Genomic DNA, 24,048 nt, shown 5'->3' with positions numbered 1-24,048 from the left:
AAGCGCTTGTTATTACCTTCATAGATAAGTAATATGCGCGTCGCAAGTTGGCTAGGCAGTCGCCGCTCAATTTATTGGGGGGAGGAAAGTCCGGGCTTCGCAGGGTAAAGTGCCAGGTAACGCCTGGGGGGCGTGAGCCTACGGAAAGTGCAGCAGAAAATACACCGCCTAAGCAGTTTACTGCCGGTAAGGTTGAAATGGTGCGGTAAGAGCGCACCGCGCGACTGGCAACAGTTCGTGGCAAGGTAAACCCCACTTGAAGCAAGACCAAATAGGAACTCTTTGGCGTGACCCGCGCTGAGTTCGGGTAGGTTGCTAAAGACGTGCAGTGATGTACGTATTAGATGAATGACTGTTCACGACAGAACCCGGCTTATCGGCCAACTTGCACATTTCCTTTCTTAGTTATTTCTCTATCGCCTGATCGATATTCTCCGTACGTTTTGTTTTCTTTTCTTTTTATATTTGACTAACTTCTAAAAGCAAGTTGTTGTTTTTCTGTTTGTTTTTTTGCATTTTTTTAAGTGTAGCTTTTCTTAGCCGCCTCATTGGGCGGTTTTTTTGTGTCTGTCATTCGTCATTTTTAATATTTATCAATTATTTTTTACTATTTTGATAAAAAAGTGTTAAATTGTGGGATAAAGTGTCGATAAGTGGGATATGGAAATGTTTCGTGGGATTCATCAGGTAAGCGTTGATGTGAAGGGGCGAATGTCGCTCCCTGCACGCTTGCGCGATGATCTTGCTCAATATGACGATGATGGTGTGGTTGTCACTATTGATCCTGTGTCTCGGTGCTTGCTGCTCTACCCCTTATCTGAGTGGGAGCTGATTCAGCAAAAATTGGATAAGTTACCAACGTTTCAGCCTCAAGCTCGTCGTTTGCAGCGGCTTTTGGTTGGGCATGCTACCGATTTAGAAGTGGATAAAGCTGGGCGTATTTTGTTGCCTGCACCATTACGCGAATTTGCTCGACTGGATAAAAAACTGACGATTCTTGGGCAAGGCAAAAAACTAGAAATTTGGAGCCAAGAAGAGTGGGAGGCGCAGCGCGAAGATTATTTGTCCCAAGACGCTCTTGGAGACTTACAAACTGAAACCATGATGGATATTTCTTTATGACAAAGACGATGGCAGAACACATAAGCGTCATGCTTAATGAGTCCGTCGATATGCTGGTAACCGATATTGATGGCCTGTATGTCGATGGGACATTTGGTCGTGGTGGGCATACTCGTTTGGTTTTAGATCGTTTAGATAAAGGCCGATTGCTGGGGTTTGATAAAGATCCTGTGGCGATAGGTTATGGCAAAACATTAGAGCAAGAGGATTCACGTTTCTCTATTGTTCAGGATAGCTTTGCGAACATGGCAGAGCATATTTCAGACGTATTTGGTGTTGATAGAGTTGATGGCGTAATGATGGATTTGGGGGTTTCTTCTCCTCAGATTGATGACGCTGAGCGTGGCTTTAGTTTTATGAATGATGGCCCGCTTGATATGAGGATGAATCCTGGTAAAGGCCTAAGCGCTGCTGAGTGGATTGCTTCTGTTAGTGAAAAAGATATGGCGGATGTGATGTACCAATATGGCGAGGAGCGATTCTCCCGTCGTATAGCAAAGGCCATATGTGAATATCGTGCACATACTCCAATTCTGACGACCCTTCAGCTTTCAAAAATTGTTGCCGAAGCGAACCCTGCTTGGGAAAAAGGAAAAAATCCTGCGACTAGAGCGTTTCAGGGTATCCGAATTCATATCAATAATGAGTTAGGGGACTTGGAAGTTGGATTGGATGCAGCTGCAGAGGCATTAAAAGTGGGTGGGCGCCTAGCGGTTATTAGTTTTCATTCTCTTGAAGATCGAATTGTTAAGCGTTTTATGAAGCTGAAAGCAAAAGGCCCTGAGTTGCCAAGACATTTGCCTATTCGCAATGCACATCTCGACATTAAATTTAAGACGATTGGGAAGGCTATTAAGCCGTCTCTATCAGAGGTGAGTGAAAATGTGCGTTCTCGTAGCGCTGTGTTGCGAGTGTTGGAGCGAGTAAGTGATTAAGGCCCGCTTTTCGCCGTTGGTGTTTGCTGTCGGTGTTTTGTTGCTGGCTATCGTGTCAATCGCTGTTGTTATTCAAGTTTACGATTTTAGGAAAGACTTCTCTTACCTTCAAACATTGAAGCAAGACGAAGTGGATTATGAAGTGAAATGGGGTCAGTTGCTTCTTGAACAAAGTGCACTGACACAGCCTAGTCGCTTAGAGCAAGCGGCTATTAAAGATTTAAACATGCATGCACCTTCTCAGGATGAATTGATAATAGTGAAACCATGAAAATTGATAATAGTGTTCACACCCCAGGAAAATGGCGCTTTAGGTTTGTATATGCTATCGCCTTATTGTTGTTTCTCGTCGCGGGCGGGCGATTGTTTTATTTGACGGTTGTCGATAAAGCATTTTTACAAAACCAAGGTGAGATGCGTGCTGTACGTACAGAATCTATTCCTGCAACGCGAGGTATGATTTTAGATCGTCGAGGTGAGCCTTTGGCGGTCAGTACGCCAACATGGACGATTGTTGCGAACCCAAAAGCCTTGTGGAAAATCCCACGCGACCCTTCCTTGAATCTTGGTCCTGAGCAAGAGATTAAGCGTCTTGCTGAAGTGATGGGTGTGGGAAGGGCGTGGCTGCAAGAGCGATTTGAAGCAAATAGGACGCGCTCTTTTATGTACCTTAGGCGCCAGATTCCACCGCATGAAGCGGATGCTATCATGGAGGCGCATGTTGTAGGTGTCAGTAAGACAAAAGAATATAAGCGTTTTTACCCTGCTGGTGAGGTTGCCTCCCACGTCGTTGGTTTTACCAATATAGATGATAAAGGCCAAGAGGGAATTGAGCTTGCTTACGATAAAGCTTTAGAAGGGCAGCCTGGGCGTCGCAGTTATGTGAAGGATCTATCTGGGAATATTATTCGCGGTGTTGGTGTTGATGAGACTGAGCATCCTGGTGAAAATATTGAGCTAAGTATCGATCTTAGGTTGCAGTATTTGGCCTATCGAGAGCTTAAGGCTGCGGTCAATGAGCATCGAGCGACTTCTGCTTCTGCAGTGATTTTGGACGTGAAGACGGGTGAGATTTTAGCGATGGTAAATCAGCCATCTTATAATCCTAATGATCGCTCTAAACTAGAATATGAAGAGTTGCGCAATCGAGCTGTGATTGATCTATTTGAGCCTGGCTCAACTATGAAGCCTTTTACTATCTCGGCAGCATTGATGTCAGGTCAATATACTACAGAAACTACTATTGATACTTCTCCTGGGTATTTACGCTTTGGTCGGTTTACCATCCGAGATGCAGCCAATTATGGTGTGATTGATTTTGAGAAGCTCTTAATTAAATCAAGTAACGTTGGAGCATCAAAAATTGCCTTATCGCTTCCGCAAGATGCAGTTTGGAATATGGATTATGAGCTAGGAATTGGTTCACCTGTTGGGATTGGTTTTCCAGGAGAGGCCTCTGGGGTGCTTCCTTCACACCCTAAATGGCACCCATCGGAGATCGCGACGTTATCCTATGGTTATGGTTTATCTGTTTCCACGTTGCAGTTGGCTCAGGCTTACATGACCTTGGCAAACGGTGGTTATCGAGTGCCTGTGACCATTTTCAAGCAAGATGTTCCAGCAGATGGAAAGCAAGTTATTCCTCAGAAAGTAGCACGTGACGTTGTGAAGATGATGGAGTCGGTTGTTCAGAAAGGTTCTGGCAAAGCAGCAAAAATCCCTGGCTATCGTGTTGCTGGAAAGACAGGTACGGTTCATAAAGTAGGTTCAAAGGGTTATGAATACGATCAGTATATTGCTTTGTTTGCCGGTGTTGCTCCTGCTTCAAACCCTAGGTTGGCGATGGTTGTCATGGTTAATGACCCTAAAGGGCGAGAGTATTATGGCGGCGAAGTGGCCGCTCCCGTTTTTTCGCGGGTGATGGAAGGGGCGCTAACAACATTGAATATTTATCCTGATTTGCCTGAAGGGCTCAGGGAGGTTCGTTTGGAACCCAAGAAAGTGCCATATCAAGTTGTGCAGGGTGGTTAAATGGGGCAATTAACACATGCTCAATTACTTAGCTTGGCGGGTTGTTCTGTAAAGGATAGCCCGCATTCTGCTTTCTATAGTCGACTAGAAACCGACAGTCGTAAAGTGGATGAAAGTTGTGTGTTTTTTGCCTTGCCGGGCGTGGCTTCTAATGGTTGGGATTATTTAGATAGTATTGTTGCCTTGGGTTGCAAGGTGGCTGTTGTTCCTTCTTCCCTAAATTTGCAACACTCTAACATAGAGCTTATTTCTGTCACTGACCCTGCCGCATTGTTGGTGTCTTGTCTGCATGAGTTTTTTGGTAGTATTCCTGAGCATATGGTGGCGGTGACAGGTACAAACGGTAAATCATCAATCTGCTTTTACATTGCTCAGCTTGCAAAATTTATTGGCTTCAATAGTGGTTTGGTTGGAACCTTTGGTATTGGGCCTTTAGGTGACTTGTCTGAGGCGAAGCAGACCACACCAGATCTTTTGTCTTTACATCTTACTTTAATGGAAATGGCTGAAAAGGGCGTAAATTTTGTTGCATTTGAGGCGTCTTCGCATGCTTTGGATCAAGGTCGTATCGAAGGTGTGCCTTTTCAAGCTGCGGTATTTTCAAACCTGTCTCGTGATCATCTAGATTATCATGGTGATATGAATTCCTATGCGTTGGCCAAGCGACGTCTTTTTTCCGTTGAGAGTGTGTCTCACTCTGTATTTTGTCTTGATGATTCCTATTCTAGTTTTATGGCGGAAGGTGCGATCAAGTCTGCTCGTCATACCTATAGCGAGCAAAACCCCGAAGCAGACTTTTATGTTAAGCAGTTAGCGCTTGAGCCTACAGGCTGTCGGTTTGTTCTTTGCCACCCTGATGGTGAGTCGCTGGTATTTTTGCCCTTGTTAGGTCGCTTCAATATACAAAATGCTTTGGCTGCACTGGCGAGCCTTTGGTATGAAGCCGAGGATAAGCAGGCGTTGATTTCAGGGGTGTCTACCTTGCATGGTGCACCTGGGCGTATGGATAAGGTGCAATTACCAAATGCACCTATTGCTGTTGTGGATTATGCGCATACACCCGATGCCTTAGAGGTGGCGCTGCAAGCGTTAAGAGAGCATTCCAACGGGCGCTTAATTTGTGTATTTGGGTGTGGTGGTGATAGGGATCGAGGCAAACGACCTTTGATGATGGCGGCCGCCATGCAAAACGCAGATTATGTTTGGTTGACGTCGGATAACCCACGTACCGAATCAATAGACCAAATTTTTTCCGATGTTTTGTCGCAGACGAATCAGGGCGAGGCGTTTAGCTTTGAGCCGGATCGTAGAGTGGCAATTCAACAGGCTATTTTATCTGCCGGACCTAATGATGTTGTATTAATCGCAGGAAAGGGGCATGAATCTTATCAGGATATAAAGGGTGTGAAGCACCATTTTGATGATAAAGAAGAGGCGCTGAAGGTGGTGAAAAGCTATGTTAATTAATCTGGCTCTTTCGGATATTGCTCAAGCTTGCGATGGTGAGCTTGTAGGTGCAGATTGTTTGATAGGTTCCGTTGTTACAGATACACGAAACATTTCGCCTGGTTGTGTCTTTGTTGCTCTTCAAGGTGAGCGTTTTGATGGACATGATTATGCCAGTCAGGCGATTGATAACGGAGCACTTGCTGTGGTCTCTGATCGAGAGATTAATGTTCCAAGTTATGTCAAAGTGCGCGATACGACATTGGCTTATGGTGCAATAGCTCGCTTGGTTAGGGATGCGTTCCAAGGAGATATTGTATGTATTACCGGCAGCAATGGTAAAACAACCGTAAAAGATTGGTTGGCTCAGTCCCTTGCAGATAAAAATGTGTTAAAAACACGCGCCAATTTAAACAATCAAATTGGTGTGCCGCAAACATTGCTTGAATTGGAGGCTGGTCAGGAGGTAGCAGTCATTGAAGCGGGTACCAGTTTTACTGGCGAAATTCCGCTGCTAGCGAGGATTGCGTATCCAGATATAGTGATATTAACGAATGCCAGTGGAAGTCATTTCGAAGGTCTGGGTGATCTTGAGAGCATAGCCAAAGAAAAAGGTGGCTTAATTTCAGGGGCATCGCCTAATGCTAGCGTGGTGTTGAATGCTGATGATGCATACTTTCATTATTGGTGTGACCTAGCTGAGCAGCGCGAAGTATATTCTTTTGGCTTTACTGAATCGGCTAGGCTTTATGCTTCTGATATAGAATTAGGCTCAGAGTCCAGTTCTGCATTGTTTCATTATGATGGGGAGGCTTTACCGGTGACTATTGCCGGTGCCGGGAAACATCAAATTGCTAATGGTATGGCGGTTGTGCTGGCTATGTTGATCTTAGGGATTGATTTTAAGCAGGCGACTGATAAATTAGCCGCGCCTGTGATGGTTTCTGGCCGGTTAGAGCGCCTTAAAGCAAAAAATGGCGCTCTATTAATTAATGATTGCTACAATGCCAGTCCAAAATCCGTTGAAGCCGCAATAGATGTGTTATCTATGCAGTCTGTAGAAGAGACCTGGTTAATTTTGGGGGCTTTAGGTGAATTGGGTGAGCAGCGAGATGCGATTCATTATGGTTTGGGTGAATATGCAAAAGATAAGGGAATATCCTATTTGATTTGTGTCGGCTCGGTAGCAAAAGTTGCTGGAGTGGCATTTAGGAATAAAGGGGGTAACGCGATATTTTGTGAAACCCATAATGAAGCGGCAACGGTTGTTAGACCACTAGATAAAAAACACGCCATTTTAGTAAAGGGATCTCGGTCCGCTAAAATGGAAAATGTCATTGAAGCATTAATTAATTAGGATATTCCTTAACAATGTTACTTCTGCTCACGGCGTATTTAAGCAAATACCACACTTTTTTTACCGTATTCAATTATTTATCTTTGCGTGCCATTTTGGGTGTGCTTACCGCATTGGCTATTTCCCTTTTGATAGGTAATAAAGTCATCGTTTTATTGCAACGCTTGCAAATTGGTCAGTCGGTTCGAAATGACGGCCCTCAGACTCATTTGGCAAAAGCGGGCACGCCGACTATGGGCGGTGCTCTGATAATATTTTCGATCTCTGTTAGTACATTGCTATGGGGGGATCTACGTAACCAATATGTTTGGGTTGTTTTGTTGGTTATGTTGGCGTTTGGGATAGTTGGTTGGGTTGATGACTATCGCAAAGTGGTTGAGAAAAATTCGCGTGGTCTTCCGGGGAGATGGAAGTACTTTTGGCAAAGTGTGTTTGGCTTGGCTGCTGCCTTTTATTTGTATTACACCGCGAGTACTCCTGCTGAAACCGCTTTAATTGTGCCTTTATTTAAAGATGTTGCTATTCCGTTGGGTGTGTTTTTTATAGTGCTGACTTATTTCGTTATTGTCGGTACGAGTAATGCGGTGAATTTAACCGATGGTTTGGATGGCTTGGCTATTTTACCTACAGTTCTGGTAGGTGGCGCTCTTGGTGTTTTTGCCTACCTCACTGGTAATATTCGATTCGCAGATTATTTGCTTATTCCTTATGTGCAGGGCTCGGGGGAGTTGCTGGTGTTTTGTGCTGCGCTGGCTGGAGCCGGTTTGGGGTTCCTATGGTTTAACACTTACCCAGCTCAAATTTTCATGGGTGATGTGGGATCTTTGGCTTTGGGTGCTGCATTAGGAACGATTGCTGTTATTGTTCGCCAAGAATTAGTTTTATTTATCATGGGTGGTGTTTTCGTAATGGAAACGGTGTCGGTCATTCTGCAGGTTGCCTCATATAAGCTGACTAAGCGAAGGATATTTAGGATGGCGCCAATTCATCACCATTTTGAATTAAAAGGATGGGCTGAGCCTAAAGTGATTGTGCGATTTTGGATTATCACTGTTTGTCTTGTTTTAGTGGGTTTTGCCACCTTAAAAGTACGCTAGGAGCTTTGCATGTCGTTGATCGGGTCAGATCGGATAAGAGCCGTTGTCGGCTTGGGAGCGACAGGTTTGTCTTGTGTGCGCTTTTTAGCCAGCAAAGGCATTGAGTTTTACGTGGTGGATTCTCGAGAGAATCCACCTGGCTTGGAAGAGGCGAAAAAACTTTGTCCTGAAGAGCGAATTTTTACTGGTGATTTGGGTGTGCTTGAAACCCTTGGGGTGACAGAGCTATTTGTTAGTCCAGGTATCGCATTACGGACACCTGTTCTCTCTCGTCTGGCTGAACGGGGTGTTGCCATGCGTGGCGATATCGATTTGTTTCGCGATTATGTCGATGCGCCTTTTGTTGCCATTACAGGATCTAACGCCAAAAGTACGGTAACGACTTTGGTGGCTTTGCTGCTTCAGGCTTGTGGGAAAAATGCTAAGGCTGGCGGTAATTTAGGTTTGCCTGCATTAGATTTACTGTCTCCTAATACTGACTTCTATGTACTTGAGTTATCTAGCTTTCAGCTTGAAACCACACATGGCCTACAGGCTGATTTAGCCTGTCTCCTCAATGTTTCTGAAGATCATATGGATCGTTATAAAGATTTATATGAATACCAGAGAGCCAAGCAAAAAGTCTATCGCGGCTGCAAAGCAGCGGTCTGTAATAAGCAGGATATCTTAACAGCGCCATTGTTGGCGGAAGGTGTTCCTGTTCGCGCTTTTACTACGAAAAGTCCAGACTTGAAAGAATACGGCATGCTGAAAGATGGTGATGGCGCTTGGCTGTGTCATGGTGTTGAAAGGCTGTATCACACTTCTCAAGTCGCCTTAAAGGGCTCACATAATCACGCCAATGTGCTGGCTGCTTTGGCAATGATTGAGCTGTTGGGTATGGATGTAATGTCGGAGGCAGTTGCGAAAGTATTAAGTGAGTTTTGTGGGTTACCCCATCGTTGTGAGACAGTTCGTGTGCGTAATGAGGTGACTTACATTAATGACTCAAAAGGTACTAATGTGGGTGCAACCTTGGCGGCGCTTCAAGGTCTTGGTTCTTCTGCTGCTAAGAATATTTTACTTATTGCTGGCGGAGATGGAAAAGGAGCGGATTTTCGGGCGCTTGCGAAGCCGGTAAATGATTTTGTGCGTACCACGTATTTGTTTGGTAAAGACGCAGAGCGGATTGCTGAAGTGTTGCCTGTAGGCGCTGAAGTAAAACGTTTTGAAACCTTGGATCAAATTGTTGCTAGTATCGGCAAAGATGGTAAAGAGGGGGATATCGTTTTGTTCTCACCCGCTTGTGCTAGTTTAGATATGTATAAGAACTATGAAGTGCGCGGTGAGCATTTTGCTCGATTGGTTAATGAATTATGAAGTGGTTAAAGGTATTTGACCGAGTTTCTATTCGTGAGTTTGCTCAGGTTGATGTCGTTTTTGTTGCTTCTGTTGTTGCCATTCTAGCGCTTGGAATGGTGATGGTCTCAAGTGCTTCCATTTCAATCTCTGAAGATATTCATGGTCACCCTTACTTTTTTATGGTGCGGCAAGCTCTGTACCTAATTATCGGCTTAATTTCAGGTTGGGTTCTACTGTCATTACCAACAAGTCAGCTGCATAAATGGGGCATTCTGATGATGGGGTTGTCCCTAATTTTGCTCATTCTTGTGTTGATGCCTGGTATTGGTAAGAGTGTCAATGGTAGTCGCCGTTGGATTAACCTTGTGGTGTTCAATCTGCAGGCGTCTGAAGTAGCAAAAGTTTGTATGGTGGTTTACGTCTCTGGTTATCTCGTGCGCCGAGCGGATCGAGTGAGAGAGGGGTGGGTTGGTTTTGTACTTCCTCTTTGTCTTTGTAGTATTTTTCTGTTGTTTTTATTGTTTGAGCCAGATTTTGGCGCATCCGTTGTTTTACTTGGGACTGTGATGGTGTTGCTCTTCTTAGGTGGAGCGCCCTTGTATCAGTTTTTATTGCTGATGGTCGGCGCGGTTTTGATGTTGGGCGTAGTTGCGATTTCTGAAAGCTACCGATTAAAGCGGTTGATGAACTTTATAGATCCATGGGCGGACCCTTTTAATGAGGGCTATCAGCTTAGTCAGGCTTTAATTGCTTATGGTCGTGGGGAATGGTTTGGTCTAGGTCTTGGGAATAGTGTTCAAAAGCTGTCTTATTTGCCAGAGGCTCATACGGACTTTGTGTTTTCTATTTGGGTTGAAGAAACCGGCATGTTTGGTGGCTTGCTGCTGATATGTTTATTTGCATTAATGGTGGCGCGTGCTTTTAAAATTGGCCGTCATGCTATGACTTTGTCTCGTCCGTTTGCTGCGTACATGTGCTTCGGCTTTTCTATTCTTATTTTGGCTCAGGTGATCATTAATATTGGTGTGAATACGGGTTTTTTACCGACTAAGGGACTTACTTTGCCTCTTATTAGTTACGGCGGTAGTAGTCTTATTATTACTTTGAGTAGTTTGTTTGTTGTTGCGCGTGTGGATATTGAAAATCGACGTGTTGAAAATGATTCTGGAGAATCTTCTAAATTGAAAGAGAGTGCAGCATGAGTGATGTTAAGAAGGTCATCATTATGGCTGGCGGAACGGGTGGTCATATTTATCCGGCTTTGGCTTGCGCTCATAGTTTTAAAGAAAAGGGCTTAGACGTTCAGTGGTTAGGTTCTAAAGGGGGAATGGAAGAGTCTCTAGTGCCCAAGCAGGATATTGTTCTGCATTCTTTATCTATTAAAGGGGTGAGAGGCAAAGGTGTGCTTGGTTTATTAGCGGCTCCGTTTAGAGTTTTGCATGCAATAGGCCAAGCGGTTGCCGTTTTACAAAAGGTTAAGCCTGATGTTGTGTTGGGTATGGGCGGTTTTGTCGCTGGTCCTGGTGGTGTTGCAGCTCGACTTTTGGGGATTCCTTTGGTGATACATGAGCAAAATGCCATCGCTGGGACTACGAATAAGCTACTGTCAAAAGTGGCGAGTTTAAGGTTGCAAGCTTTTGATGGCGCTTTGCCAAACGCTATTAGTGTTGGTAATCCTATTCGGAACGATATTTTGGACCAACGTGTTCGCGTATCTAGAAGCAGTGTGGCGCGACCGCTACGATTACTTGTCGTTGGTGGTAGTTTGGGGGCTAAGGCTATTAATGACGTAATGCCGCAAGTTTTAGCGCAATGGCCTTTTTCTCAGCGGTTGGATGTTTGGCATCAGACGGGGGTTCGTAACTTTGACTTGGTCTCTGAACTGTATCGTGAGGCAGAAGTAGAGGCCCGTGTTGAGCCTTATTTGGATAACATGGATCAAGCGTATTATTGGGCGGATATTGTTTTGTGTCGAGCTGGCGCCATGACGGTGAGTGAACTTGCAATTGCTGGACTGCCGTCAATTTTGGTTCCATACCCTTATGCAATTGATGATCACCAAACGGCCAATGCACGCTATTTAGAGAAAAATGGAGGCGCTTATTTATTGCCTCAGCCACAGTTAACTTGTGAAAAAATCATATCATTGCTTTCTGAGTTTGTAGAGAGCGAAGAGACATTGTTGAAAATGGGAGAGCAGGCCAAGTTGGTTGCTCATCCAAATGCAACGCAAGATGTTGTTGCACACTGTTTAAGGTTAATAAAATCATGATAAACAATAAAACTCAGTACGATATTCCAACCATGCGTCGCATCCAAAATATCCACTTTATAGGTATAGGTGGTGTTGGTATGTGTGGTATTGCCGAGGTGTTGCATAACCAAGGTTACCAAGTTTCAGGGTCTGACTTGAAAGCGTCATCGACAACCGAGCGACTTGAAGAACTTGGGATTAAGATCTATCTCGGGCATTTAGAAGAAAACGTCTATGATGCGCACGTCATTGTTGTGTCTACTGCGGTGAATGAGCAAAACCCAGAAATCATTTGGGGGAAAGAGCATCGAATTCCGATTGTGCGAAGAGCTGAGATGTTGGCTGAGCTAATGCGCTATCGCCACGGTATTGCTGTTGCAGGAACGCACGGTAAGACAACAACAACCAGTTTGATGGCATCTATACTGGCGTCTACAGGTGAAGCGCCAACATTTGTTATTGGTGGTCGCCTAACAAGTGCTGGCGCGAATGCGCAATTGGGTAGTAGTGCATACCTTGTGGCTGAAGCAGATGAGAGTGATGCATCTTTTCTGCATTTGCAGCCGCAAACAGTCATAGTAACTAATATCGATGAAGATCACATGGATACTTATGATGGTGACTTTGAGAAGGTAAAACACACGTTTGTAGAGTTTGTGCACAATTTACCATTTTATGGTTTGGCTGTTTTATGTGTTGATGATGAAAATGTCCGTGAAATTTTGCCATTACTAAGTCGACCTGTTTTGACCTATGGGATTGATCAAGAAGCCGACTTCTACGCAACTGATATTGTTCAGACTGGTCGCTACTGCGAGTTTTTAGCTCATCGCCCCGAGGGTGAGCCGTTAAAAATTCGTTTGCCAATGCCTGGCCGTCATAATGTATTAAATGCGCTTTCTACAATTGCAGTGGCGACTGATTTGGGTGTTGATGCAAGTGCAATTCAAGCTGGTTTGATGGGATTCGAAGGTGTTGGGCGACGTTTCCAAGAGCAAAAACCGTTAGAGCTTCCGAATGGTTCTAGCGTAATGTTCGTTGATGATTATGGCCATCACCCGAGTGAAGTTTTAGCGACCATAAAAGCCATTCGTGCTGGTTGGCCAGAAAAACGATTGGTTATGGTGTATCAGCCACATCGTTACACAAGGACCCGTGATCTTTACGAAGATTTTGTTAGGGTTTTGTCACAAGTAGATGTGTTGTTGCTGCTTGATGTTTATGCAGCTGGTGAGATCCCTATTAATGGTGCTGACAGTCGTTCTTTATGTGGCAGCATTCGTCAGCGTGGTAATGTTGATCCAATTCATGTTGGTAGTGAGGCAGATCTACGCTCCATTTTAAGCAATGTCCTGCGCGAGGGTGATTTGTTTATCACCCAAGGTGCTGGTGATATTGGTACGGTGTCGAAAAACTTATCTGTGAGCGGAATTTAAGATGTCAAAAACACTAAAAGAAGCTGTAATTGTTGTTATTTATGGTGGCCGATCAGCAGAGCGTGAAGTGTCGATGCAAAGTGGTCCTCTGGTCGCGGAGGGGCTTAGAACAAAAGGCTTTCAGGTGGTTGAGTTGGACCTTTATGGTTCAAGTGCCACTCTGGATCCTATTGTGCAGTTGCAGTCTATTGAATTTGATCTTGCTTTCATAGCGTTACATGGTGGAGAAGGTGAGGATGGTCGAGTTCAGGCTTTGCTTGAAATGTTTGGTAAACCTTATACTGGTAGTTCGCCTTTGGCCTGTGGTCTTGCAATGGATAAAGTCCTAACCAAGCGCTTTTGGCATGGTATTGGGATTCCAACGCCGGCTTATTTGTCTTTTGTCGGGCACGCCAATGCAGATGTTATTGAAGAGCAAATGTCTTATCCCGTGATAGTGAAGCCTTCAAGAGAGGGTTCGACCATTGGAATTAATAAAGCAACCAATAGAATCGAGCTTGATGAAGCACTTATTAAAGCGCTTGAGTATGACTCTGATGTTCTGGTTGAAGAGTTTGTTGATGGGCCTGAGTTTACAATTACTATAATCGATGACGTGGCTTACCCTCCAATAGGGCTTAAGCCTGCTCCAGACCATAAACTTTATGATTACGAGGCTAAGTACATAGCAGATGATACAGAGTATCTTTTACCTTGTGGTTTGAATGAAGATGATGAAAATGAGCTGCAAATGTTAGCGTTGGATGCTTATCGTTCATTAGGTTGTTCTGGTTGGGGGCGTGTTGATGTGATGCGCGATCAAGCAGGTGTTTTTTGGGTGCTGGAAGTAAATACTGCGCCAGGTATGACGTCTCATAGCTTGGTTCCTATGGCTGCTAATTATGTTGGAATTGACTACGCTTCACTTGTAGAAAAAATTGCGCAAAATGCCTGGGATAAAGTAGGGCGTAACTAAGTCATGAGAATAGCGGCACTCATTGGGGCGATATTACTAATATTGGTAGCCACGTTTCAGGGAAAAGATTCCTCTGAAACTTGGTTTGCTATTGAAAATATTGAGATCAAAGGTGATTTGAAATATGCGACTAAAGCAGAGTTGCAGTCAGATTTTTCTTCTTTGCTCGATCAAAGCCTTTTAAGTGTTTCTTTATCTGATGCTTTAGCAACGGTTTTGTCATCAGAGTGGGTGGCAAGTGCAGAGATTCGTAAAGTTTGGCCAAATACATTGCAGGTGCTTGTTCATGAGCATACGCCTCTAGCATACTGGGGTGATAGGCAAGTTCTTTCCACCTCTGCTGCCGTTATTACCCCGAAAACGGTTCCTGATTTGCCGCTTACTCGGCTTTATGGTCCAGAAGATTCAAGTGATATTGTGCTTGAGCAGTTTGGGTTAGTGAGCCAAGTGCTTGCTTCATCCTCATTGCGCATATTTTCCCTTACCTTAGAGCCAAGGGGGGCATGGAATATTGTTTTTAGTAACGGTGTGGCGGTTAAGCTGGGGAGGAGCGAGATATTAGAGCGGTTACAGCGCTTTATAGCGGTGTATAAAAGTGATTTATCGGGTAGAATAGATCAAATAACGTCTGTCGATGCTCGCTATCCTCATGGGGTAGCAGTTGGTTGGACAAAAAATAAATAATGTTGGCCTGTTTGTTGCTTTTTTAAACAGTATAAAAGAGGTCATCATAAAAACACGTAATGCCGGGAAGGTAAAATGATAGTCGGTTTGGATGTAGGCACATCGAAAGTTATCTGTTTGGTTGGCGAAGTTCTGGCTGATGGTAGTTTGGAAATTGTCGGTATTGGCTCTCATAGTTCAAAGGGTATGAAACGTGGTGTTGTCATCAATATTGAGTCAACAGTACAGTCTATCCAAAGAGCTGTTGAAGAAGCGGAGTTGATGGCAGGTTGTAATATACATTCTGTTTATGTCAGTGTTGCTGGGAGTCATATACGTAGCCTGAACTCTCATGGCATTGTTGCTGTGAAAAATGGTGAAGTGCAGAAAGAAGACATAGATCGAGTAATTGATGCTGCACAAGCGGTACCAATATCCTCAGATCAGCGAGTCATACATATTTTGCCTCAGGAATACCATATTGATTCACAAGAAGGTATTAAAGATCCTTTGGGTATGTCTGGTGTTCGTTTGGAGGCTAACGTTCATTTAATATCCGGTGCTGTTAACGCTGTGATGAACGTAGAAAAGTGTATTAAACGTTGTGGGCTGGGAGTGGATGGCGTCATTCTCTCACAGTTGGCTTCGAGCGAATCTTCACTAAGTGAAGACGAAAAAGAGTTAGGTGTTTGTTTAATAGATATTGGTGCTGGAACATCTGATATCGCAGTTTGGCTTGATGGTGCCTTGCATCATACCGCTGTGGTTCCAGTGGCGGGTGATCAGGTCACGAACGATATTTCGATGGCTCTGCGTACACCGACTCAGCATGCAGAAGAAATTAAAGTGAAGTATGCATGCGCTATGTCTTCTATGGCATCTGCAGATCAGGTTCTTCAGGTGCCAAGTGTTGGTGATCGTCAGCCAAGATCGATCACACGCCATGCCTTAACCGAAGTTGTAGAGGCTAGGTACGAAGAAATTTACAATTTAGTTTTGGATGAATTAAGACGCAGTGGATATGCTGAGCGTATACCTGCAGGTATTGTTATTACTGGGGGTACGTCCCTAATGGAAGGGGCGGCTGAACTGGCGGAAAAGGTTTTCCAGATGCCTGTTCGACTATCTTTACCAGATTGTACTAAAGGAATGTCGGACATTGTCGATAACCCTATATATTCAACAAGTGTTGGATTATTGGCTTATGGCAGTAAAGAGGCTGAAGTAACCGAAATCTCGAAGCGGATGATGTCTAAGACGCAAACTAAACGAGAAACGTCAGTTCTGGCACCTAAAGAAATCGGGTCATCCTTCAGTGCAGCGAAGGCGTGGCAGAAACTTAAACACTGGTTTCAAAGTTATATTTAGTCAGAAGTGATTACGAATTTATTGAGGAGCGATAAGCCCATGAATGTCTTTGATTTAGCCGAAGATAATCTATCAGATAATGCTGTTATTAAAGTTATTGGTGTTGGTGGCGGTGGTGGCAATGCCGTACGTCACATGCTTGAGAACCGACTGGAGGGCGTTGAGTTTATTTGCGCCAATACAGATTCAAAAGCGCTGATAGGTTTTGAGACAGGAGTTTCTTTACAGCTGGGTTCAACGATTACCAAAGGATTGGGCGCAGGTGCAAATCCAGAAGTGGGTCGTGATTCTGCATTAGAAGATCAAGAAAAGATTACTCAGTTATTAACTGGCGCGGATATGGTTTTTATTACCGCTGGTATGGGTGGCGGTACAGGTACAGGTGCTGCACCAGTGATTGCTAAGGTAGCGCGTGAGCTTGGAATATTGACGGTTGCTGTTGTTACTAAGCCTTTTCCATTTGAAGGTCGTCGACGAGCGCGTGTTGCAGAAGATGGTGTTAAAGAATTGCGCGAAAATGTCGATTCATTAATAACAGTGCCAAATGAACGTTTGTTGCCAGTATTGGGTAAAAATATTTCCTTACTGAAGGCGTTTGGTGAAGCAAATAATGTTTTGTTTAATGCGGTTCAGGGTATTACAGATTTGATCATGCGACCTGGTTTGATCAACGTCGACTTTGCAGATGTAAGAACGGTTATGTCTGAGATGGGGATGGCGATGATGGGTACTGGGTCTGCATCAGGTGAGGATAGAGCGAGAGTGGCTGCCGAGGCTGCAATCCACAATCCATTGCTTGAAGATATCAATCTTAGGGGTGCACGTGGTGTGCTAGTAAACATTACAGCCAACGAAGAGGTTGGGTTGTCTGAGTTTACTGAGGTTGGTGGAATTATTGAAGAATATGCATCGGAAGATGCTACTGTCGTAATTGGTTGTGCTATCGATCCTAGTGTAGGTGATGAGATGCGAGTTACGGTGGTTGCTACTGGTTTAGAGGGTCGTACCACAGTTGAAATGAAGTCTGCTGTTGGTGAATCTGCTGTCTCTCAACCGGTTGTGACAAAGGTCGAGCAAGTTGTTGAAAACACTGAAGCGAAAGTGTCAGTGGCTCAGCCTGAGTCTAAGCCTTCGGTTAATACCAAGGTGGAAGTTGTAGAGAAAAACTTGGATGAAAAAAATGAGTCTGCTGATTCATCTTCTATTTCAAGTAGCGATAAATTGTCATACTTGGACATTCCGGCTTTTCTGCGTCGACAAGCTGATTAGTTTTAGCAAAAACGATGCAATATCAAAAGGTTGGATTGTATATAAAATGTGTTATTGATATTATTTGTAAAGAATAGTATCCAGTCATAAAAATGTAGGAATCAAATGGTACGCCAACACACACTAAAAAACATTATTCGAGCAACTGGAGTGGGTTTACACTCTGGCGAGAAGGTGTATTTGACATTAAAGCCTGCTCCTGTAAATACGGGTATCGTATTTGTTCGTACAGACTTGGATCCAGTTGTAGAGATTCATGGCGACGCAAAGGCGGTTGGGTCAACAAATTTTGCTACGGCTTTATGTCAGGGTGATGTGAAGGTTAGTACTGTAGAGCATTTGTTATCTGCAATGGCGGGTTTGGGTGTTGATAACGCCTATGTAGAAGTAAGTGCTAGCGAAATTCCTCTTATGGATGGAAGTGCGAGCCCTTTTGTTTTTCTTCTGCAGTCCGCTGGGTTGGAAGCTCAAAACGCACCTAAGCGATTTATTCGAGTTAAGAAGCCTATCCGAGTTGATGAGGGTGATAAATTTGCCTCTCTTGAGCCTCACTCCGGTTTTCGACTGTCGTTTACAATTGATTTTCAGCACCCAGCCATTGGTGAAGATGTTCAAAGTACGTCGTTTGACTTTTCAACGACTACTTTTGTGAAAGAAATTAGCCGAGCTCGTACTTTTGGTTTTATGAAGGATTTAGAATACTTCAAAAATAATAACCTTGCTCGTGGCGCGAATATGGAAAATGCAATTGTTCTTGATGATTATCGCGTCTTGAATGATGAAGGTTTGCGTTACCGTGATGAGCTAGTTCGTCATAAGGTATTGGATGCGATTGGTGATCTTTATCTTTTGGGTCATAGCTTAATTGGTGAATACAAAGCTTATAAATCAGGCCACGCTCTGAACAATAAGCTTTTGCTAGCCTTGCTTGAGCATCAAGATGCTTGGGAGTATGTTGTTTTCGAAGATGAAGCGCAAACAACGCCTATTTCTTATGTAGAGCCCGCTTTTGTTGGTGCTTAATAAGTGATTAAATCTTGATCGAATACATAAAAACCAGACTATATGTCTGGTTTTTTTGTATTTAGGTCCTTGATATTTCATGTTTTGTCTCACATTACCGTGGTAGACTGTATTTATTACTAATTGGCTACGTTGAGTTCAAGATGCTAGGAAGTGTAATTAAAAAAATTGTCGGCACAAAGAATGACCGAGAAGTAAAACGATTCAAAAAAGTCGTTACGCAAATTAATCAATTCGAAGAATCTTTCCAAAAGTTATCAGATGATGATTTGTCTGGAAAAACCAGTGAATTCCGTGAGCGCCTAGAAAAAGGTGAATCGCTTGATTCTATTTTACCTGAGGCATTTGCTGTCGTCAGAGAAGGTAGTAGTCGCGTGATGGGTATGCGCCACTTTGATGTGCAGCTCATTGGTGGAATGGTACTAAACGAAGGCAAGATTGCTGAAATGCGAACGGGTGAAGGTAAAACACTTGTAGCAACGCTGGCGGTGTATCTAAATGCATTAACGTCTAAAGGCGTTCACGTTGTTACGGTAAATGATTACCTGGCCAAGCGTGATGCGAATTGGATGCGTCCTTTGTATGAGTTCTTAGATATGAGTGTTGGAGTTGTTTTTTCTGGTCAAGAGCGAGACGAGAAAAAATCAGCTTACTTGTGCGATATTACTTATGGAACGAATAACGAATTTGGCTTTGACTATCTTCGTGACAATATGGTGTTCCGTTTAGAAGATCGCGTTCAACGTGATTTGAACTTCTCTGTCGTCGATGAAGTTGACTCCATCTTAATAGATGAGGCGAGAACGCCTCTGATTATTTCTGGTGCTGTAGAAGACAGCTCAGAGCAGTACCGCAAGATTAATCAGTTAGCTCCATTACTGGTTAAACAAGAGGACGCTGATGCTGACAGTGATGAGATTACAGGTCATTACGTTTTTGATGAGTCACAGCGTAGTATAGAGCTAACGGAAGAGGGGCACTCATTTGTTGAGGGCTGGTTGGTAGAGCAAGAGCTGTTAGGTGAAGGTGAAAGCCTTTATGCTGCAGGCAACCTTTCTTTATTACACCATGTTCATGCTTGTATGAAAGCGCATGTTATCTTCAAGAAAAACATTGATTATGTGATCCAGGGAGATCAGATTGTTATTGTTGATGAGCATACGGGCCGAACGATGGCTGGTCGTCGCTGGTCTGAGGGTATCCACCAAGCGGTAGAAGCAAAAGAAGGTGTGACTATTCAGGCGGAAAGCCAAACATTAGCGTCAACAACCTTCCAAAATTACTTCCGTCTATATGACAAACTATCTGGAATGACTGGTACTGCTGATACGGAAGCCTTTGAATTTCAGCAGATTTACGGCCTATCCGTTATTGTTATTCCGACCAACCGTCAGGTTCAGCGTAAGGACTATAACGACTTAATTTATATGTCGACGGAAGATAAGTTTGAAGCGATCGTCCTGGATATTGAAGAGATTGTTGGGCAAGGGCGTCCAGTATTGGTCGGTACCGCTTCGATCGAATATTCTGAGCTGCTTTCAAATTATCTTGTTAAGAAAAATGTAAAGCATAACGTTTTGAATGCCAAGCAGCATGAGCGTGAAGCAGAAATTGTAGCTGATGCGGGTCGTCCTGGTGCTGTAACAATTGCAACCAATATGGCTGGTCGTGGTACGGATATAGTGTTGGGTGGTAACTTGCAGGTTGAGCTAGCTCGACTAGGCGAAGGAGCTAGCCAAGAAAGTATTGATGCATTGAAAGCAGATTGGAAGTCTCGTAATGATTCAGTATTGGCTGCAGGTGGTTTGCATATAATCGGTACTGAACGACATGAGTCTCGTCGTATTGATAACCAATTGCGTGGTCGAGCAGGCCGTCAAGGTGATGTTGGTTCTTCACGTTTCTATTTGTCATTAGAAGACAACTTGATGCGTATTTTCATGTCTGACCGCATCAAGAAAATGATGATGGCATTGGGTATGGAGAAAGGCGAAGCCATAGAGCACAAAATGGTTTCGAATGCGATTGAGAAGGCTCAGCGTAAGGTTGAGGGTCGTAACTTTGATATTCGTAAACAGTTACTTGAATACGATGACGTGGCAAATGATCAGCGTCAGGTTATTTATCGTCAGCGCTTTGACATGATGGTGTCAGAAGATCTTTCTGAGGCTATTTCAGCGATGCGAGAAGAAGTTGTTGCTGGTGTCATTGATGAATTTATTCCTCCGCAAAGTATTTTTGATATGTGGGACCTTGTAGGGTTAGAGGATAAGATTCGTAATGAATTTGGCCTAGAGCTTCCTATTTCTGCATGGGTGGAAGAAGATAAAAAGTTATATGAAGAGCCTCTACGTCAAAAAATCTTGGATGCTTTTGTTGATGATTATCAGTCAAAAGAGAAAGTTGCTGGTGAAAGCTCATTTAGATCCTTTGAGAAGCAAGTTCTTCTACAGGTTCTTGATACTCTTTGGAAAGAGCATCTCCAGACCATGGATATGCTTAGACAGGGTATTCATTTGCGTGGTTACGCACAAAAGAATCCAAAGCAGGAATATAAGCGTGAATCGTTTGAGCTTTTCCAAGGCTTGCTAGAGCAGATTAAGTTTGAAGTGATTCAAATTATTACTCGTGTGAGAGTGCAGTCTGCAGAAGAGGCCGAAAAAATAGAAGCGGCTCGTAAGAAGCAAGAAGAGAAAACAACTGTAAGCATGGTTCATGAATCATTAAATGCTTTAGAAGAGGGCTCTACTGAGACTCAAGAGTATCCTAAAGTAGGCCGAAATGAGCCTTGTCCATGTGGTTCTGGTAAAAAATATAAACAATGTCACGGTAGTCTGGTTTAATTGGAGAAAGTTTAAATGGCTGTAGGGTTGCATGATTTTCCTCTTATTCCTGAAATAAAAGGAATAAGAATTGGTGTTGCAGAAGCTGGAATTAAAAAGCCCAACAAAAAAGATGTTGTGATTTTTGAGTTATGCGAAGGTGCCTCTGTTGCTGGGGTTTTTACTCAAAATGCTTTTTGTGCAGCTCCTGTGCGTATTTGTCAGAAGCATTTAGGCTTGTCTGATGGCAGTCGTTATCTGCTAATTAATACAGGTAATGCAAACGCTGGTACGGGGAAATCAGGGCTCGATACTGCTTTAAAAACTTGTGAGGTTTTGGCCCATGAGACTGGAGTGAGTGTCGAATCTATTTTGCCTTTCTCTACAGGTGTTATTGGTGAGCCGTTGCCAGTGGCGAAAATTGTTGCCGCTATTCCTAAAGCGCTTGAGAATTTATCAGGTGATAACTGGAAGTCAGCTGGTGTTGGCATTATGACTACCGATACTTTGCCAAAGGGTTCTGTTCGAACTTTTGAATTTGAAGATCGAACTTTTTCTATTGCGGGCATTTCAAAAGGTGCCGGCATGATTCGTCCTAATATGGCGACCATGCTGGGCTATGTTTGCAGTGATATTGCGATGGATGTTGAGGTGCTTCAGGCAATCTTGAAGGATGTGGTGAATAAGAGCTTTAACCGTATTACGGTTGATAGTGATACTTCCACCAATGACTCTTGTATTGCTGTGGCAACTGGCATGGCAGGAAACGCGAAAGTGACTTCTGTTGATGAGCCGCTAGCGCAAGCTTTTATTGCTGCCTTTACCGAGGTCATGCAAGAGTTGGCTCACGCTATCGTTCGTGATGGTGAGGGGGCAACTAAGTTTGTTACCGTTGAAGTTGTTGGTGCGGCTGTTGAGTCTGATGCGACAAAAGTTGCATTTGAAATTGCGCATTCGCCTCTGGTTAAGACGGCGCTTTTTGCTTCTGACCCGAATTGGGGTCGTATTTTGGCGGTCGTGGGTCGTGCTGGTGTTGATGGTTTAGATGTTGATCGTGTTCAACTTCACATCAATGGTTTTGAGGTGGCTCGTGATGGCGGCCGTTCTCCAGATTATTTAGAAGAGCATGGAAAGCAGGCAATGGCTCCAGAAGAAATACATGTAGTGCTCGACATGGGCATGGGGTCTGAATCTGACATTGTTTGGACGACTGATTTCTCGCATGAGTATGTCACTATTAATGCAGAGTACCGTACCTAATGCTGGTCAGGGTTGCAGCAGGTATTATTCTTCGAGATGATTCTGTTTTCATTGCTCTGCGCAAATCAAACCAGCATCAAGGTGGTTTGTGGGAATTTCCTGGTGGTAAGTGTGAGTCTACAGAGTCTCCGGAGAGTGCTTTAAGTAGAGAGCTAAAAGAGGAGTGTGGCATAGTTGTCACTGAGAGCTCTTTTTTTAAAACCATTGCCCACGATTATGGAGATAAGCAAGTTGAGCTTTGTTTTTATAAAGTAACAAAGTTTGACGGTGAGCCTATGGGTAGTGAAGGTCAGCAAGCTTCTTGGGTGCCAATTTCTGATTTGTCTTCATATGACTTTCCGGAAGCGAATAAAGAGATTGTTGCCGATTTGCTGCTTTCTTAGGTGGTAGTAATTCTTTTAGATTAAAAAAAAGAGCTTCGGTTGAAGCTCTTTTTTTGTTTTTAGCTCAGTATTTTTGCCAGTAATTTTCTTACTGTGCTGGGCTCAAAAGGTTTTCCGCAGATAGCATCAACCCCTTCTTGGGCGATATTTGATAGCTGACTGTCTTCTGCATTAGAGCTAACCATCAATATCGGTATATGTGCTAAAGATGGATCCAATCTAACGGCATCAGTAAGCTCTAGGCCATCCATTTCAGGCATATTATAGTCTGTAACAATAAGATCGAATTCCATTTCATTGAGTAGGAGTATTGCTTCCTTACCGTTTTCAGCAAATTGAATATCTTCAATTCCCATTGTGTTCAGCGTTTTGCTAATGTGCTTTCGCGCCATAAGGCTGTCGTCCGTGATAAGCACTCGCAGTGTTCTTGGGTCGAATAACTCTAAATCAATTTCTTCTTCAATAATTAAATCTAGAGTGGCGTGAATGGCTCTTTTTAAGTCTTTTTGGGTGAAAGGTTTAGGTAATATTGCAAGTACGCCTGATTGTCTAAGGTGTTCTAGATGTTCTCGATTTCTTTCGCTAGAAATTAACATGAAACACTGGCTTTCAGTGTCTGGGTTAGCGCGAATTTTATCAATAAGTTCATTTGCTGTTCCGTCAGGAAGATACATCGACGAAATAACTAGATCTGGCGGAAAAGAGGTGAGCAAGCTCATTGCTTCTTGGATGCTGTTTGCGTACTCGATTTGCTTTATGCCGGCATCTTCAAGCGCTTTTGTAATAATCTTTTTCTGAGTGTCTGACGGTTCTACTAGGAGAAAAGACAGGTCATTTATCGCTGCATAAGTGCTCATATTGTAAAGTTGCCTATTCTGTTTTGTGTTGTTACGACGTTTACTTGGACTATTTCGCGTTAATGGTTGCTTACTGCTTAATTTGATTATACTAAATAGGTTAACATGTTTTATCTAGTCTATTTGAATTGTGGGAGTGGTAATGTCGACGGCAAGTGCGTGTCATATCTTGGTAAAAACCAAAGCGGAAGCTGATTCATTAAAAGTTAAGTTGGATAAAGGAGCTGACTTTCATAAATTGGCCAAACAATTTTCAACTTGCCCTTCCGGTAAGAAGGGTGGAGATCTTGGTGAGTTTCGCAAAGGAGATATGGTTCCTGCTTTTGATAAGGTTGTATTTGGTGGGCCTCTTTATAAGATTCAGGGGCCAGTTAAAACACAGTTTGGTTTCCATTTAATTAAAGTGTTATATCGTTCGTAAGGGTGGGT

The 24,048-nt window shown here is 43.5% G+C and carries 21 protein-coding genes and 1 other RNA gene; 21 read left to right on the top strand and 1 reads right to left on the bottom strand.

Translation table 11 applies throughout. From position 1 onward, the window contains the following. The first annotated feature begins 43 nt into the window (after positions 1-43). From rnpB to mutT, 20 genes are all read left to right on the top strand, one after another. An RNA gene (gene rnpB, locus DFP77_RS04655) (RNase P RNA component class A) lies at positions 44-392 on the top strand. Positions 393-666: 274 nt separating this feature from the next. After that, positions 667-1,122: a division/cell wall cluster transcriptional repressor MraZ gene (mraZ, locus tag DFP77_RS04650; RefSeq protein ID WP_114411199.1), complete on the top strand. Its 456-nt coding sequence runs from the start codon at positions 667-669 to the stop codon at positions 1,120-1,122. Next, positions 1,119-2,057: a 16S rRNA (cytosine(1402)-N(4))-methyltransferase RsmH gene (gene rsmH / locus DFP77_RS04645; protein ID WP_114411115.1), complete on the top strand. Its 939-nt coding sequence runs from the start codon at positions 1,119-1,121 to the stop codon at positions 2,055-2,057. The genes mraZ and rsmH overlap by 4 nt, the downstream gene beginning before the upstream one ends. Beyond that, positions 2,050-2,328: a cell division protein FtsL gene (gene ftsL, locus DFP77_RS04640; protein WP_114411114.1), complete on the top strand. Its 279-nt coding sequence runs from the start codon at positions 2,050-2,052 to the stop codon at positions 2,326-2,328. Before rsmH ends, ftsL begins: the two co-directional genes overlap by 8 nt. Continuing rightward, positions 2,325-4,088, top strand: a complete 1,764-nt coding sequence (locus DFP77_RS04635) for a peptidoglycan D,D-transpeptidase FtsI family protein (RefSeq protein ID WP_114411113.1) — start codon at positions 2,325-2,327, stop codon at positions 4,086-4,088. The genes ftsL and DFP77_RS04635 overlap by 4 nt, the downstream gene beginning before the upstream one ends. Beyond that, a complete protein-coding gene (locus DFP77_RS04630) occupies positions 4,089-5,555 on the top strand; it encodes a UDP-N-acetylmuramoyl-L-alanyl-D-glutamate--2,6-diaminopimelate ligase (protein ID WP_114411112.1) in 1,467 nt (488 codons plus the stop codon). Next, positions 5,545-6,891: a UDP-N-acetylmuramoyl-tripeptide--D-alanyl-D-alanine ligase gene (locus DFP77_RS04625; RefSeq protein WP_114411111.1), complete on the top strand. Its 1,347-nt coding sequence runs from the start codon at positions 5,545-5,547 to the stop codon at positions 6,889-6,891. Before DFP77_RS04630 ends, DFP77_RS04625 begins: the two co-directional genes overlap by 11 nt. A gap of 14 nt (positions 6,892-6,905) precedes the next feature. Further along, positions 6,906-7,988: a phospho-N-acetylmuramoyl-pentapeptide-transferase gene (gene mraY / locus DFP77_RS04620; RefSeq protein ID WP_114411110.1), complete on the top strand. Its 1,083-nt coding sequence runs from the start codon at positions 6,906-6,908 to the stop codon at positions 7,986-7,988. Between the two features lie 9 nt (positions 7,989-7,997). Continuing rightward, the gene (gene murD, locus DFP77_RS04615) at positions 7,998-9,347 is read left to right on the top strand and encodes a UDP-N-acetylmuramoyl-L-alanine--D-glutamate ligase (protein WP_114411109.1); all 1,350 of its coding nucleotides are present in this window, start codon (positions 7,998-8,000) and stop codon (positions 9,345-9,347) included. Next, the gene (gene ftsW, locus DFP77_RS04610) at positions 9,344-10,531 is read left to right on the top strand and encodes a putative lipid II flippase FtsW (protein WP_114411108.1); all 1,188 of its coding nucleotides are present in this window, start codon (positions 9,344-9,346) and stop codon (positions 10,529-10,531) included. The genes murD and ftsW overlap by 4 nt, the downstream gene beginning before the upstream one ends. Further along, on the top strand, positions 10,528-11,601 hold the full coding sequence (murG, locus tag DFP77_RS04605; RefSeq protein ID WP_114411107.1) for an undecaprenyldiphospho-muramoylpentapeptide beta-N-acetylglucosaminyltransferase: 1,074 nt from the start codon (positions 10,528-10,530) through the stop codon (positions 11,599-11,601). The genes ftsW and murG overlap by 4 nt, the downstream gene beginning before the upstream one ends. Continuing rightward, complete coding sequence (murC, locus tag DFP77_RS04600) at positions 11,598-13,019, top strand: UDP-N-acetylmuramate--L-alanine ligase (protein ID WP_114411106.1); 1,422 nt, start codon at positions 11,598-11,600, stop codon at positions 13,017-13,019. The genes murG and murC overlap by 4 nt, the downstream gene beginning before the upstream one ends. A gap of 1 nt (position 13,020) precedes the next feature. Continuing rightward, positions 13,021-13,974, top strand: a complete 954-nt coding sequence (locus DFP77_RS04595; protein ID WP_114411105.1) for a D-alanine--D-alanine ligase — start codon at positions 13,021-13,023, stop codon at positions 13,972-13,974. A 3-nt stretch (positions 13,975-13,977) separates the two neighbouring features. Next, on the top strand, positions 13,978-14,658 hold the full coding sequence (locus tag DFP77_RS04590) for a cell division protein FtsQ/DivIB (RefSeq protein WP_114411104.1): 681 nt from the start codon (positions 13,978-13,980) through the stop codon (positions 14,656-14,658). Positions 14,659-14,733: 75 nt separating this feature from the next. Beyond that, positions 14,734-16,005 (top strand): cell division protein FtsA, encoded by a 1,272-nt coding sequence (gene ftsA, locus DFP77_RS04585; protein WP_114411103.1) that lies wholly within the window; start codon positions 14,734-14,736, stop codon positions 16,003-16,005. A 39-nt stretch (positions 16,006-16,044) separates the two neighbouring features. After that, positions 16,045-17,274, top strand: coding sequence for a cell division protein FtsZ (ftsZ, locus tag DFP77_RS04580; RefSeq protein WP_114411102.1), 1,230 nt, complete (start codon positions 16,045-16,047; stop codon positions 17,272-17,274). Positions 17,275-17,379: 105 nt separating this feature from the next. Further along, positions 17,380-18,297 (top strand): UDP-3-O-acyl-N-acetylglucosamine deacetylase, encoded by a 918-nt coding sequence (lpxC, locus tag DFP77_RS04575; protein ID WP_114411101.1) that lies wholly within the window; start codon positions 17,380-17,382, stop codon positions 18,295-18,297. A 143-nt stretch (positions 18,298-18,440) separates the two neighbouring features. Continuing rightward, entirely contained in the window at positions 18,441-21,140 is a 2,700-nt protein-coding gene (secA, locus tag DFP77_RS04570; RefSeq protein WP_114411100.1) for a preprotein translocase subunit SecA, read from the top strand. Positions 21,141-21,155: 15 nt separating this feature from the next. After that, positions 21,156-22,379: a bifunctional glutamate N-acetyltransferase/amino-acid acetyltransferase ArgJ gene (gene argJ, locus DFP77_RS04565; protein WP_114411099.1), complete on the top strand. Its 1,224-nt coding sequence runs from the start codon at positions 21,156-21,158 to the stop codon at positions 22,377-22,379. Then, positions 22,379-22,762, top strand: coding sequence for an 8-oxo-dGTP diphosphatase MutT (gene mutT / locus DFP77_RS04560; protein ID WP_114411098.1), 384 nt, complete (start codon positions 22,379-22,381; stop codon positions 22,760-22,762). The genes argJ and mutT overlap by 1 nt, the downstream gene beginning before the upstream one ends. A 59-nt stretch (positions 22,763-22,821) precedes the next feature. Here mutT and DFP77_RS04555 read toward each other — a convergent pair whose 3' ends face one another. Further along, positions 22,822-23,619 carry a response regulator gene (locus DFP77_RS04555; RefSeq protein ID WP_114411097.1) on the bottom strand — a complete coding sequence of 266 codons (798 nt, stop codon included), beginning with the start codon at positions 23,617-23,619 and terminating at the stop codon, positions 22,822-22,824. Positions 23,620-23,761: 142 nt separating this feature from the next. On the opposite strand from DFP77_RS04555, the gene ppiC reads away from it, so the two are divergent. Continuing rightward, positions 23,762-24,040, top strand: coding sequence for a peptidylprolyl isomerase PpiC (gene ppiC / locus DFP77_RS04550; protein WP_114411096.1), 279 nt, complete (start codon positions 23,762-23,764; stop codon positions 24,038-24,040). The last annotated feature ends 8 nt before the right edge of the window (positions 24,041-24,048 follow it).

It is taken from the genome of Marinomonas foliarum (assembly GCF_003337275.1).
In the GTDB taxonomy this organism is placed as follows: Bacteria; Pseudomonadota; Gammaproteobacteria; order Pseudomonadales; family Marinomonadaceae; genus Marinomonas; species Marinomonas foliarum.
This window is presented reverse-complemented; position numbering and strand designations above follow the sequence as displayed.